General features: G+C 63.6%; 9 protein-coding genes. 3 read left to right on the top strand and 6 right to left on the bottom strand.

The window, feature by feature from the left end; all coding sequences use genetic code 11:
* Window positions 1-5: 5 nt before the first annotated feature.
* The 3 genes from gdhA to AC5O5I_RS03250 form a co-directional block, all read right to left on the bottom strand.
* Window positions 6-1,346 carry an NADP-specific glutamate dehydrogenase gene (gene gdhA / locus AC5O5I_RS03260; protein ID WP_172232167.1) on the bottom strand — a complete coding sequence of 447 codons (1,341 nt, stop codon included), beginning with the start codon at window positions 1,344-1,346 and terminating at the stop codon, window positions 6-8.
* Between the two features lie 221 nt (window positions 1,347-1,567).
* Window positions 1,568-3,235, bottom strand: coding sequence for an energy-dependent translational throttle protein EttA (gene ettA, locus AC5O5I_RS03255; RefSeq protein WP_494512071.1), 1,668 nt, complete (start codon window positions 3,233-3,235; stop codon window positions 1,568-1,570).
* A gap of 302 nt (window positions 3,236-3,537) precedes the next feature.
* Window positions 3,538-3,942 carry a hypothetical protein gene (locus tag AC5O5I_RS03250; protein WP_172288137.1) on the bottom strand — a complete coding sequence of 135 codons (405 nt, stop codon included), beginning with the start codon at window positions 3,940-3,942 and terminating at the stop codon, window positions 3,538-3,540.
* A gap of 247 nt (window positions 3,943-4,189) precedes the next feature.
* Here AC5O5I_RS03250 and AC5O5I_RS03245 point away from each other — a divergent pair, with 247 nt between their 5' ends.
* The 3 genes from AC5O5I_RS03245 to AC5O5I_RS03235 all read left to right on the top strand — a co-directional run bounded on the left by AC5O5I_RS03245 (window position 4,190) and on the right by AC5O5I_RS03235 (window position 10,778).
* On the top strand, window positions 4,190-8,020 hold the full coding sequence (locus AC5O5I_RS03245; protein WP_494512070.1) for a sensor domain-containing protein: 3,831 nt from the start codon (window positions 4,190-4,192) through the stop codon (window positions 8,018-8,020).
* A 285-nt stretch (window positions 8,021-8,305) separates the two neighbouring features.
* A complete protein-coding gene (gene glyA / locus AC5O5I_RS03240; RefSeq protein ID WP_172229231.1) occupies window positions 8,306-9,559 on the top strand; it encodes a serine hydroxymethyltransferase in 1,254 nt (417 codons plus the stop codon).
* Between the two features lie 265 nt (window positions 9,560-9,824).
* Window positions 9,825-10,778 (top strand): arsenic resistance protein, encoded by a 954-nt coding sequence (locus AC5O5I_RS03235; protein WP_494512069.1) that lies wholly within the window; start codon window positions 9,825-9,827, stop codon window positions 10,776-10,778.
* Between the two features lie 15 nt (window positions 10,779-10,793).
* Here the strand turns inward: AC5O5I_RS03235 and bla are convergent, their stop codons facing one another.
* The 3 genes from bla to AC5O5I_RS03220 all read right to left on the bottom strand — a co-directional run bounded on the left by bla (window position 10,794) and on the right by AC5O5I_RS03220 (window position 13,245).
* Window positions 10,794-11,672 carry a class A beta-lactamase gene (bla, locus tag AC5O5I_RS03230; protein ID WP_172231964.1) on the bottom strand — a complete coding sequence of 293 codons (879 nt, stop codon included), beginning with the start codon at window positions 11,670-11,672 and terminating at the stop codon, window positions 10,794-10,796.
* 172 nt (window positions 11,673-11,844) lie between these two features.
* Window positions 11,845-12,774 (bottom strand): malate dehydrogenase, encoded by a 930-nt coding sequence (locus AC5O5I_RS03225; RefSeq protein WP_494512068.1) that lies wholly within the window; start codon window positions 12,772-12,774, stop codon window positions 11,845-11,847.
* Between the two features lie 243 nt (window positions 12,775-13,017).
* Window positions 13,018-13,245, bottom strand: coding sequence for a hypothetical protein (locus tag AC5O5I_RS03220; protein ID WP_172231970.1), 228 nt, complete (start codon window positions 13,243-13,245; stop codon window positions 13,018-13,020).
* Window positions 13,246-13,515 lie beyond the last annotated feature (270 nt).

Below are 13,515 nucleotides of genomic sequence, written 5' to 3'. Positions count from 1 at the left end.
GCGAATCAGACCACGCCCTGCGCCAGCATCGCATCGGCCACTTTCACGAAGCCGGCGATGTTCGCGCCTTTCACGTAGTTGATACGGCCATCGGCCTCTTCACCGTAGTGCACGCAGGCATGGTGAATCGACTGCATGATGTTGTGCAGCTTGCTGTCCACTTCACCGGCAGTCCACAGCAGGCGCATGGCGTTCTGGGACATTTCCAGGCCCGACACGGCCACGCCACCGGCGTTGGAAGCCTTGCCCGGCGCATAGAGGATGCCGGCGTCCAGGAAGATATCCACAGCCGCCAGGGTGGTCGGCATGTTGGCACCTTCGGCCACGCAGATGCAGCCATTGCGCAGCAGGGTATGGGCGTCTTCGGCGTCCAGCTCGTTCTGCGTGGCGCACGGCAGGGCGATATCGCAGGGCAGGCTCCACGGCGTCTCGCCTTTGCGGAACTCCAGGCCGAACTGCCCGGCCAGCTCGCTGATACGGCCACGCTTGACGTTTTTCAGGTCCATGACCGCATCCCACTGGGCGTCGGTCAGGCCGGCTTCGGCGTACAGGGTGCCTTCGGAGTCGGACAGCGAAATCACCTTGCCGCCCAGGTCCATGACCTTGCGCGCAGCGTACTGGGCGACATTGCCGGAACCGGAAATCGCCACCCGGCGACCGTCGATGCGCTTGTCCTGGCGCTTGAGCATTTCTTCGGCGAAGTACACGCAACCGTAGCCGGTGGCTTCCGGGCGAATCAGGCTGCCGCCGTAGGTCATGCCCTTGCCGGTCAGCACCGAAGTGAACTGGTTGGCCAGGCGCTTGTACTGGCCGAACATGAAGCCGATTTCGCGGGCACCCACGCCAATGTCACCGGCCGGTACGTCGCAGTCGGCGCCGATGTGGCGGTACAGCTCGCTCATGAACGCCTGGCAGAAGCGCATCACTTCGGCGTCGCTCTTGCCTTTCGGGTCGAAGTCCGAGCCGCCCTTGCCGCCACCCATGGGCAGCGAGGTCAGGGAGTTCTTGAATACCTGCTCGAAGGCCAGGAACTTCAGTACGCTGAGGTTCACCGACGGGTGGAAGCGCAGGCCGCCCTTGTATGGGCCGATGGCGCTGCTCATCTGGATGCGGTAGCCCCGGTTGACCTGCACCTTGCCGTGGTCATCTACCCAGGACACACGGAACAGTACCGCACGCTCGGGCTCGACCATGCGCTCGAGGATGCCCGATTGCAGGTAGTGAGGGTTGGCTTCGAGGAACGGCCACAGGGTGCGCAGCACCTCTTCCACCGCCTGGTGGAATTCGGGTTGGCCTGGGTCACGCTGCTGGAGGCGCGCAAGGAAATTGTCGACAGATTCGATCATGGTAGACATCTCACCGAAGGGTTTGGACTTATTGGTTTTTTCAGGAATGTACCAAGAAGCAATTGCACTGGAATAGGGCGAGATGTCGTTTTTTTGAAATTATTTGGTGCGTTTTATATAAGTGTATACAAAAAGACCCCCTATATAGGCGCAGGCTTGTTTCAGCCAGGCACAAAAATGGGGCCACCGTGGGCCCCATTCCTGTGCACCAGTAAACCGGCTTACTGGGCCAGTTTCTTGTGCCGTACACGGTGCGGCTGGGCAGCAGCATCGCCCAGGCGCTTCTTGCGGTCTGCTTCGTACTCGGTGTAGTTGCCCTCGAAGAACACCACGTTCGAGTCGTCTTCGTAGGCCAGGATGTGGGTAGCCACACGGTCCAGGAACCACCGGTCGTGAGAGATCACGATCGCGGCGCCAGGGAAGTCCAGCAGGGCTTCTTCCAGCGAACGCAGGGTTTCGACGTCGAGGTCGTTGGACGGTTCGTCGAGCAGCAGGACGTTACCGCCCTCCTTCAGGGTCAGCGCCAGGTGCAGGCGGCCACGCTCACCACCGGACAGGTCCTTGACGAACTTCTGCTGGTCGCCACCCTTGAAGTTGAAGCGGCCAACGTACGTACGCGACGGGATCTCGTAGCTGCCGATCTTGATCATGTCGGAACCGTCGGAAACCTGCTGGAACACGGTCTTGCCACCGTCCAGGTCTTCACGGCTCTGGTCGACGCAGGCCAGCTGCACGGTTTCGCCGATCTCGATGCTGCCCGAGTCGGGTTGCTCCTTGCCCATCAGCATGCGGAACAGGGTCGACTTACCGGCACCGTTACCGCCGATAACGCCGACGATCGCGCCTTTAGGCATGGCGAACGACAGGTTGTCGATCAGCACGCGATCGCCATAGCCCTTGGAGACGTTCTTGAACTCGATGACCTTGTCGCCCAGGCGTGGGCCGGCCGGAATGTAGATCTCGTTGGTTTCGCTGCGCTTCTGGAATTCCTGCGACTGCATTTCTTCGAAGCGTTGCAGACGGGCCTTGGATTTGGACTGGCGGGCCTTGGCGCCTTTGCGCACCCATTCCAGTTCTTCCTTCATGGCCTTTTCGTGGGCGCTCTGCTGCTTGGATTCCTGCGCCAGACGGTCCGACTTGGCTTCCAGCCAGCCCGAGTAGTTGCCTTCGTACGGGATACCGGCACCGCGGTCCAGTTCGAGGATCCAGCCGGCGACGTTGTCGAGGAAGTAACGGTCGTGGGTAATGGCTACCACGGTGCCCGGGAAGTCGTGCAGGAAGCGCTCCAGCCAGGCCACCGAGTCGGCGTCCAAGTGGTTGGTCGGTTCGTCGAGCAGCAGCATGTCGGGGGCCGACAGCAGCAGGCGGCACAGGGCCACACGACGCTTCTCGCCACCGGACAGGTGCTCGATTCGCGCATCCCAGGCCGGCAGGCGCAGGGCGTCGGCAGCGACGTCCAGCTGGCGCTCCAGGTTGTGGCCGTCGGCGGCTTGCAGGATGGACTCCAGCTTGGCCTGCTCGGCGGCCAGCTTGTCGAAGTCGGCGTCCGGGTCGGCGTAGGCGGCGTAGACCTCGTCCAGGCGCGCCTGGGCGTCCTTGATCACGCTGACCGCTTCCTCGACCACTTCGCGCACAGTCTTGTTCGGGTCCAGCTGCGGTTCCTGTGGCAGGTAGCCAACGTTGATGTCGGGCATCGGACGGGCTTCGCCGTCGAATTCCTTGTCGACGCCCGCCATGATCCGCAGCAGGGTCGATTTACCGGCGCCGTTCAGGCCGAGCACGCCAATCTTGGCGCCCGCGAAGAACGACAGGGAAATGTTCTTGAGAATTTCCCGCTTCGGCGGCACGACTTTGCTCAGCCGATGCATGGTGTAGACGTATTGAGCCAAAACCAAGCCCTCTAATCAGATAGGTAAAGACATCGACGACCGCCCCGGCGCAGGGGCCAGGGGGATATGTACATGGGATGTCATTGGACAAAGACGACCATTCTACGCCAACGCACGGCGTTGCATAGGAGGTGGCGATGGTGGGCCGGGATCAGTGTGATCCCTGAAAGGAATTTGCTGCCTGTGCCGGCCCTTTCGCGGCTAAAGCCGCTCCCACAGGGCCTGCACAGTGTTCTAAGCCAAAGCTAACCCTGTGGGAGCGGCTTCAGCCGCGAAAGGGCCGGCACAGCAACCGGGATGGCTCAGACGTGACGCTGCCTGGCCTTGCCCCGTGGCAACCGGCAACGGTCGCCCTGCTCGGCCAGGCGCGATGCCCAGGCGGATTTCACGCTGAAGCCGGCGCTGCGCGCAGGTTGCTGCTCGGCCACCTGGGCCGGCCTGGCGGCCGCAGGCGCCGTGCCGACAACCTTGGCAGCCGGCTTGCCAGCAGCCATTGCAACAGCGGGCTCTGCCGCCGCTTGGGCGGTCTTGCGCAGTTCAGCCAGCGAAGGGGTCTTGTTCTTGCCGGCAGCCGCCGACTCGGGCTTGCTCAGCGTGCGCTGGCAGGACTTGCAGGATACGTCCTCGGTCACGGCAGTACTGACAAGGGTCTGACTGCTGCGCCCGCAGGCGGAATCGAGGCCATTGGAGGAAAAGTGAGTAACCAAAAGCGAACATCTCCGGTGCGTGGTCATTGAAGCGGCGGCTATTCTCGCACAGCTTGCAGGGGCTTGCCGAACCACCGGGCAGTCACCATCGGTCAACACGGCTGGCACTTTGCCATAATCCTAGGCATGCTAGCCCGTTTCGGGTGTCCGGCCTTATAGTGCGCCACCACGGTCCGGCAGCCAGACACCGGCACACCCCGTGCATGATCCATCCCTGCCATCGCCAGCCCAATCGCAGGTTCAACGCTTGACCAACCTTACTCATCCGTCGTCACTGCGTTCCGCGCCACAGGCGCCCGCTGCTCCGCTGCGCGGGTCGATCAAGGGTGCCCTGGCGCTGCTGGCCTTGATCCTGCTGGGGTTGCTGCTGTGGCAGCTGTTCGCCCAGTTCAACCACACCCAGGCCGACCTGCGCAAACAGAGCCTGGACGCCAGCGCCGAACTGGCCGATCACCTGAGCCTGAACATGGCGTTCAAGGCGCAACAGGCCGTGAACGTGATGCAGCCCTACGTCGATGCGCCGACGCCTGCTGCCCTGCCCAGCCTGATCCGCACCCTGCGCGAGCGCCTGCCCGCCCTGCAGAGCGTGGCCTGGCTGGACAGCGCCGGGCAGGTGCGCGCCGACAGCCTGGCCGGCAGCCCCGACCGCCAGATGCTTGACGAGTTGCTCGAACTGAAACAGGGCCGTGCGTACTTCTTCACCAATTCGGCGGATAACAGCACCCTTTACCTGCTGCTGCGCCAGTCCGCCGAACAGGGCCGCGGCTACTGGCTGCTGCGCCTGTCCCCCGACTATTACCGCGCCCTCACCGTGCACCTGGATGGCAGTGGCCACCCGCTGTGGCTGCTGGAGAACAGCCGCAGCGGCGAAGTGCTGCAGCGCCATGCGCCGGCCGACACCAGCAACGAACCGCTGCAAAGCGTGATGCTGGCCTTTATCGACAACAGCACCTGGCAGCTGCGTGGCCTGTTCGACGCCACGCTGACCCGGCAGAAGCTGCTGCCGGCATTGATCGGCAAATGTGTCCTGGTGCTGTTTTGCGCCCTGCTGCCGGTGCTGGCCCTGATCAACATGCGCCGCCGCCAGCGGGCCCTGCAGGAGGACCGCCGGCGCTACCAGGAAATTTTCGAAGGTACCGGCGTGGCGTTGTGCGTACTCGACCTGTCCAGCCTGCCCGGCCAGCTCGACCGTTACCACCTGCGCAACCGCGCCGCACTCAAGCACAGCCTGGCCCTGGACCCGAACCTGCGCCGCTCGCTGCTGCTGGAGCTGAAGATCACCGAAGTCAACCAGGTGGCGCGGCAGTTGCTGAATATCCAGTGCCACGAAGGGGCCTGGCAACGGCTGATCGATGGCAGTGGCGATGGCCGCGACAGCGTTGGCATGCAACTGATCGACGCCCTGATCGAACAACGCCCGCTGCTGGAGCTGGAAGTCCGCCTGCCTGCGCCGCTGGGCGGCGAGCTGCACCTGTGGTTGATGGCGCGCCTGCCGGAACAGCGCCGCGATTACCAGGCGGTGATTCTCAGCATCAGCGACATCACCAGCCGCAAACAGGTCGAGCTGTCGCTGCTGGAGCGTGAAAGCTTCTGGTCGGACGTGGTGCGCACCGTGCCCGACCAGCTGTACGTGCAGGACGTCGCCAGCCAGCGGATGATCTTCAGCAACCGCCACCTCGGCCAGACCCTGGGCTACGACCGGACCGAGCTTGCGCAGATGGGCGAGCGCTTCTGGGAGCTGCTGCTGCACCCCGAGGACGCCGCGCACTACCAGGCCCTGCGCCAGCAACAACGCGACAGCGGCCATGACCAGCCGCTGCACTGCCAATTGCGCTTCCGCCACCGCGATGGCGGCTGGCGCTGCTACGACATCCGCGAGCAGGTCCTGACCCGCGACGCCGATGGCCTGGTAACGCGCATCATCGGCGTGGGCAAGGACGTCACGGTGCAGATCGAGGCCAGCCAGTCGCTGCGCGACAGCGAGCAGCGCTACCGCATGCTCGCCGAAAGCATCAGCGACGTGATCTTCTCCACCGACAGCCTGCTCAAGCTCAACTATGTCAGCCCTTCGGTGCAAAACGTGCTCGGCTATCAGGCCGACTGGATCTTTGCCAACGGCTGGCAGTCGATCATTGCCAACCCGGCGCAGCTCACCGGCGTCTACAGCCTGATGGAGCGCGTCAGCACGGCCATGGGCGACCCGGCCCAGCTGGCCCAGCTGCGCAGCCAGCTGCCGACCCAGCTGTTCCTGTTCGACTGCCTGCGTGCCGACGGCCGCAAGATCCCCATCGAGCTGCGCCTGGTGCTGGTATGGGACGATGACCAGCGCTTTGAAGGCGTGCTCGGGGTGGGCCGCGACATCAGCCAGCAACGCCGCGCGGAAAAAGACCTGCGCATGGCCGCAACGGTGTTCGAACACTCCACCTCGGCCATCCTCATCACTGACCCGGCCGGTTATATCGTCCAGGCCAACGAGGCGTTCAGCCGCGTCAGTGGTTATGCGGTCAGCGAGGTGCTCGACCAGCTGCCGGGCATGCTCACCGTCGATCAGCAGCAGGAAGGTCACCTGCGCTATGTGGTCAAGCAACTGCACCAGCGCGGCAGCTGGGAAGGCGAGGTATGGCTCAAGCGCCGCGATGGCGACCACTACCCGGCCTGGGTGGGCATTACTGCGGTACTGGACGACGAAGGCGACCTGGCCAGCTACGTGTGCTTCTTCACCGACATCAGCGAGCGCAAGGCCAGCGAACAGCGCATCCACCGCCTGGCCTACTACGACGCCCTCACCCACCTGCCCAACCGCACCTTGTTCCAGGACCGCCTGTACAACGCCCTGCAGCAAGCCGAGCGGCAGAAGGCCTGGGTGGTGCTGATGTTCCTCGACCTGGACCGTTTCAAGCCGATCAACGACTCCCTGGGCCATGCTGCAGGCGACCGCATGCTCAAGGACATGGCCCTGCGCCTGCTGGCCTGCGTGGACGACGACGACACCGTGGCCCGCATGGGCGGCGACGAGTTCACCCTGCTACTGCAACCGCGCCCCACCCGCGAACTGGCACTGAACCGCGCCATCCACGTGGCCGAGAGCATTCTCGGCAGCCTGGTGCGGCCGTTCGTGCTGGAGAACCGCGAGTTCTTCGTCACCGCCAGTATCGGCATCGCCCTGAGCCCGCAGGATGGCAGCGAGCTGAGCCAGCTGATGAAAAACGCCGACACCGCCATGTACCACGCCAAGGAACGCGGCAAGAACAACTTCCAGTTCTACCAGGCGGAAATGAACGCCAGTGCCCTGGAACGCCTGGAGCTGGAAAGCGACCTGCGCCATGCCATGGAGCAGAACGAGTTCATCCTCTACTACCAGCCGCAGTTCAGCGGCGACGGCAAGCGCCTGACCGGCGCCGAAGCGCTGTTGCGCTGGCGCCACCCGACCCGCGGCCTGGTGCCGCCGGGCGACTTCATCCCGGTGATCGAAGAACTGGGCCTGGTGGTGGACGTAGGCGACTGGGTGCTGCGCGAGGCCAGTCGCCAGCTCAAGGCCTGGCACAAAGCCAAGGTGCGGGTGCCAAAGGTGTCGGTGAACATCTCGGCGCGGCAGTTCTCCGATGGCCAGCTGGGCACGCGTATCGCCAACATCCTCGAGGAAAGCGGCCTGCCGCCGGCCTGCCTGGAACTGGAGCTGACCGAAAGCATCCTGATGCGCGAGGTGAACGAGGCGCTGCAGATTCTGGCCAGCCTGAAAAACCTCGGCCTGAGCATTGCGGTGGACGACTTCGGCACCGGCTACTCGTCGCTCAACTACCTCAAGCAGTTCCCCATCGACGTGCTGAAGATCGACCGCACCTTTGTCGACGGCCTGCCCGAAGGCGAACAGGATGCCCAGATTGCCCGGGCCATCATCGCCATGGCCCACAGCCTCAACCTGGCGGTAATCGCCGAGGGCGTGGAAACCCACGAGCAGCTGGAGTTCTTGCGTGAGCATGGTTGCGACGAGGTGCAGGGCTACCTGTTCGGGCGGCCGATGCCGGCGCATCAGTTCGAGGCGCAGTTCGCCAACGAGACGTTGTTCATGTTCCATTGATGCAGCCTGCACTGGCCTCATCGCCGGCAAGCCAGCTCCCACAGGATTCGCGCTGGCATTGAAGTTGATGCGGTACCTGTGGGAGCTGGCTTGCCGGCGATGGGGCGCAAAGCGCCCCCAAAAAACCGGACTTAAAAGTCAACTCGAATGCCCATCCAGCCCAGACGCGGCGCGGGATGCAACATGAGCCCCATTGGTCCGCGACTTGATGCCACTTCATATGCCAGCCGCGAATCAATCGGTTAGAATGCCCGCCTAACTCACCCCCGATCCTTGAGGACCGCCATGTTCAGCCGTGATTTGACCATTGCCAAGTACGACGCCGAGCTCTTCGAAGCCATGCAGCAAGAAGCTCTGCGCCAGGAAGAGCATATCGAGCTGATCGCTTCGGAAAACTACACCAGCCCGGCAGTCATGGAAGCTCAGGGCTCGGTCCTGACCAACAAGTACGCCGAAGGCTACCCGGGCAAGCGCTACTACGGTGGTTGCGAGTACGTCGACATCGTCGAGCAACTGGCCATCGACCGTGCCAAGGAGCTGTTCGGCGCCGACTACGCCAACGTCCAGCCGCACGCAGGCTCCCAGGCCAACGCTGCCGTCTACCTGGCCCTGCTGTCGGCCGGTGACACCATCCTGGGCATGAGCCTGGCCCACGGTGGCCACCTGACCCACGGTGCTTCCGTAAGCTCCTCGGGCAAGCTGTACAACGCCGTGCAGTACGGCATCGACGGCAACGGCCTGATCGACTACGACGAAGTCGAGCGCCTGGCTGTCGAACACAAGCCGAAGATGATCGTTGCCGGCTTCTCGGCCTACTCGCAGGTGCTGGACTTCGCCCGCTTCCGCGCCATCGCCGACAAGGTTGGTGCCTACCTGTTCGTCGACATGGCTCACGTTGCCGGCCTGGTTGCAGCTGGCGTATACCCGAACCCGGTGCCGTTCGCCGACGTGGTCACCACCACCACCCACAAGACCCTGCGCGGTCCACGTGGCGGCCTGATCCTGGCCCGTGCCAACGCCGACATCGAGAAGAAGCTGAACTCGGCGGTATTCCCGGGCGCCCAGGGCGGCCCGCTGGAGCACGTCATCGCGGCCAAGGCCATCTGCTTCAAGGAAGCCCTGCAGCCTGAGTTCAAGGCTTACCAGCAGCAAGTGGTGAAAAACGCCCAGGCCATGGCCAGCGTGTTCATCGAGCGTGGTTTCGACGTGGTTTCCGGTGGTACTGAAAACCACCTGTTCCTGCTGTCGCTGATCAAGCAGGAAATCTCCGGCAAGGACGCTGACGCCGCGCTGGGCAAAGCCTTCATCACCGTCAACAAGAACTCGGTACCGAACGACCCACGTTCGCCGTTTGTGACCTCGGGCCTGCGTTTCGGCACCCCAGCCGTGACCACCCGTGGTTTCAAGGAAACCGAGTGCAAGGAACTGGCCGGCTGGATCTGCGACATCCTGGCTGACCTGAACAACGACGCGGTGATCGACGCCGTGCGCGAGAAGGTCAAGGCCATCTGCAAGAAGCTGCCGGTTTACGGCAACTGATCGGCGCTCGCCTGATGTGAAAAAGCCCGGCCTAGTGCCGGGCTTTTTCATTGGGCTCAGGTGCAACGACGGCCTTTGTAGGAGCGGCCTTGTGTCGCGAAAGGACCGCAAAGCGGTCCCGGCGATCCCGGCGGCGAAGCTGCAATCAGGGGGCCGCTGCGCGCCCCTTTCGCGACACAAGGCCGCTCCTACAAAATTCGCGACATCCTGCTGGCAGCACGTATTACCCTGTGCCCCTTTCACACTACCGAGCACAGGCCGCACCTTGACCAGAGAGCAACTCGAAACCCGGCAGATCCCCCTCTACTTCGCGGTCGTGCTCGTCGCCATCGCCTTCGGCCTGCTGGCCAGCGACACTGCACGCCATCTTGAGGCCCTGGTCACCCCTGCGATCGCCGTACTGATGTATGCGATGTTCCTGCAAATCCCCTTCCTCGACCTGCGCCAAAACCTGGGCAACCGGCGCTTCATGGCTGCCCTGCTGCTGGTCAACTTCATCCTTGTGCCGCTGTTGGTCTGGGCTATCACCCGCGGGCTGGTCGAGCACCCGGCAATCCTCGTCGGCGCCCTGCTGGTGCTGCTTACGCCATGCATCGACTACGTGGTGGTGTTCACCCACATCGGCAAGGGTGACTCGCGGCTGACCCTGGCTGCCACCCCCGTTCTGCTGTTGGTACAGCTGCTAATGCTGCCGGTCTACCTTGCGTTGATACTCGGTGAAAACAGCAGCGTGAGCATTTCCATCGCACCGTTTGTGGAAGCCTTCGTACTACTGATCGTGCTGCCGATGGCCCTTGCCGTATTCACCAGCGCCGGCGCCCGCCGCTACCGCGCGGTCTCGGCCTGGAACGATGCCTGGGCGTGGCTGCCGGTTCCGGCGATGGCGCTGGTGCTGCTGGTGGTGATCGCTTCGCAGGTTGCCGTGGTACTGCGCGACTTCGAGCGCTTGCTGCCGGTGATTCCGGTGTACATCGGCTTCCTGCTGCTGGCACCTGTGCTGGGCCTCATTTCGGCTCGGCTGCTGCGCCTGCCGGCCACCGAGGCCCGCTCGGTGACCTTCAGTGCCGCCACGCGCAATTCACTGGTGGTGCTGCCGCTGGCGCTGGCGTTGCCAGAGGAGCTGCGCAGTTTGGCGGCGGCGGCCGTGATCACCCAAACGCTGCTGGAGCTGGTGGGCGAGCTGATCTACGTGCGCGCAGTACCACGGCTGGTACGCTGACTCACCTTGCGCCTATCAGCCGGCGCGCCAAGCCTCCCATACCACACGCGTGGCAGCGGCGACGGGTTCGCTGCGCCATGGTGAATCCTTCTTCGCGCCATGGGTAAACACCACCAGAATCCAGGGCGCGCGGCCTTCCGGCCAGATGATCGCCACGTCGTTGGCGACGCCGTAATCACCCGAGCCTGTCTTGTCGCCCACCACCCAGCCCTGCGGCAGGCCCGCACGGATACGGGCATCGCCCGTGGTATTGCCTTTCAACCAGGCCTGCAACTGTTCACGGCCCGCAACGGGCAGCGCGTCGGTCAGCAGCAAGCGCTGCAGGGTCGTACCCATCGCGATGGGTGTCGTGGTGTCACGCAGGTCGCCGGGTATGGCCGTGTTCAGGCCGGGCTCGTTGCGGTCGAGGCGGAAAACCGGGTCGCCCATGCTACGGGCGAAAGCCGTCAGCCCGGCGGGGCCGCCGACCTGCTCAAGCAGCAGGTTGCCTGCGGTGTTGTCGCTGTATTGCACGGTGGCGGCGCACAGTTCGGCAACGGTCATGCCCTTGCCTACGTGCTTCTCGGTGATGGGGGAATACACCACGAGCTGTTCTTTGCCGTACGGGATGCGGCGCTGCAACAGCCCTGGGTCTTTCTGGCTTTGGTGCAGGATTGCGCCTGCCAGTATGGCCTTGAAGGTACTGCAGAAAGCAAAGCGCTGTTCGGCCCGGTAGGCCAGTTGCTTGCCGGTGGCGGTGTCGAGCGCCCACAGGCCGAGAGTGACGCCCTCGGACTGCTCCAGTTGCTGCAACTGTTCAGTGACCGGGTCGGCTGCCCAAGCAGGCAAGGCCATGGCAGCGGCGCAAACAATTGCCCCCTGAAGCAGGTGGCGGCGGTGAATGGGCTGGTTCATGTCAGCTCCCACTGAAAAACGAAGGGGGAGACTAGAAGGTTTCAACCCAGATACAAAGCCACTGAAACACAATTGCCACGATCGAGGGGCTTTGGCCTGATGCCTGTCAGGTGATTCTTACATAGAGCCATTGGGGCTGCCGCGACGGGCCCTCCTTGGCCCGAACTAACGCTTACAACGCCTCCATCTCCGCGATATCCCGCGCCACCTGATCGGCAGAATGGTCGAACATCGCCTGCTCCTGCGCATCCAGCGGCAGCGCTATCACCCGCGCCAGCCCTTCTTCTGTCAGCACACACGGCACGCCCATCGCAATGCCCTTGCGCCCGTACTCACCCTCGAGAATCGCCACCGCGGGCAGAATGCGGTTTCGCCGATTGGCGATGGCATCCACCATCTGCCCAATGGCCACACCCGGCGCATCGCAGGCGCTGCCCATCTTCTTCAGGTTGAGGATCTCGCCGCCACCTTTGCGGGTGCGCTCGACAATCCGCTCGATCTGCTCACTGGACAAGAAGTGGGACAGCGGCACCGAGCCGATCTGGCAGTAGCGCATAAGCGGCACCATGCTGTCGCCATGCCCGCCCAGCACCAGCGCAGTGATATCCCGGGCAGAAAAGCCGGTTTCCTCGGCGATGAAACACTTCATGCGCGCGGTATCGAGCACGCCGGCCTGGCCGAACACCTTGTCGCGGCCCAGCCCGCTGACGCTCCAGGCGCGGTAGGTGAGCACGTCCACCGGGTTGGACACCACCAGCACCGTTGCCGCCGGCGCATGCTGTTTGATATCCGCCATGATGCCATCGAGAATCGGCAGGTTGATGCTGAGCACATCCTGACGCGACTGCCCTGGCTTGCGCGGTACCCCTGCGGTGATCACCACCATTTCAGAGCCCGCCAGCATCTCGGCCTTGGCCCCACCGGATACCCGCGTGTCGGAGCCGGATTCCACTGCAGCCTGCCACACATCCAGCGCCTTGCCCTGCGCGAGCTCGCCCTGCACGTCCATCAACACCAGTTCACGGCACAGCTCTTCGCGGGCGATGACTTGCGCCGCCGCCTCGCCGACCAGGCCGGCACCCACGATTGTTAGCTTGTTCACCTGACACCTCCCAGCGGCGCGCGCCACCAGGAACACGCCTGCGTAGAGAGAAGTATTGCTTGCCGGGGCGAAAAGGCCAGGCGTGCCCACGGGGATCGCATCAGGTGCTTGCCGCCAAAACGCGATCCCTGTAGGAGCTGGCTTGCCTGCGAAGGGCTGCGCAGCAGCCCCAACGGGCTCAAACCAGCCCCTGCCGCCCGGACCGACCTGCGCTCTCACAGCGCAACACAGGGAATACGCCGCCTATTCCGCCGGGTCCTGAGCATGATGCTCCATCACCTTCCCGCACTGCTCACTGGCCAATCGGCTGATGATGCGGATCGCCTGATGGATGCCAGCCGTGTTGCGGAAACTCAGGCGCGGGTTGTGTTCGCATTCCAGCACTTCGTCATGCTGGACCAGGGCTTCGCCTAACAGCTCCAGGGTCCAGGCATAGCTTTGGATGGTGGAAAGGCGTTCGGTGTCAGTCATGGTGTGCCTCCGATCTGTCGGAGACGGAGCGGGATCGGTCGTGAGTGAGCTCAATGAGATTCGGCGAGGCGCGCCGGCGGCGAACGAATGCGTGGATCACGGATGGACTTGAGATAAGCATGCATGAGGCTCCAAGTTTTAGTTGGAGCTGCCACGATCCTTCCTACGGGATTGGGTGGCAGCTGTGTGTGGGGTAGGAATACCGGGAAACTTGGAAACCCGGCCAGGCCGAAGCCTGCCCACACACAGCCGCCATGACACAGCACGGCA

This window comes from Pseudomonas sp. 9_2_1 (assembly GCF_059295275.1).
This window is presented reverse-complemented; position numbering and strand designations above follow the sequence as displayed.

Bases quoted from the DNA above. Each gene is read 5' to 3' on its own strand.
- gdhA (WP_172232167.1), bottom strand. From the start codon at position 1,346: ATGATCGAATCTGTCGACAATTTCCTTGCGCGCCTCCAGCAGCGTGAC.
- glyA (WP_172229231.1), top strand. From the start codon at position 8,306: ATGTTCAGCCGTGATTTGACCATTGCCAAGTACGACGCCGAGCTCTTC.
- bla (WP_172231964.1), bottom strand. From the start codon at position 11,672: ATGAACCAGCCCATTCACCGCCGCCACCTGCTTCAGGGGGCAATTGTT.
- AC5O5I_RS03220 (WP_172231970.1), bottom strand. From the start codon at position 13,245: ATGACTGACACCGAACGCCTTTCCACCATCCAAAGCTATGCCTGGACC.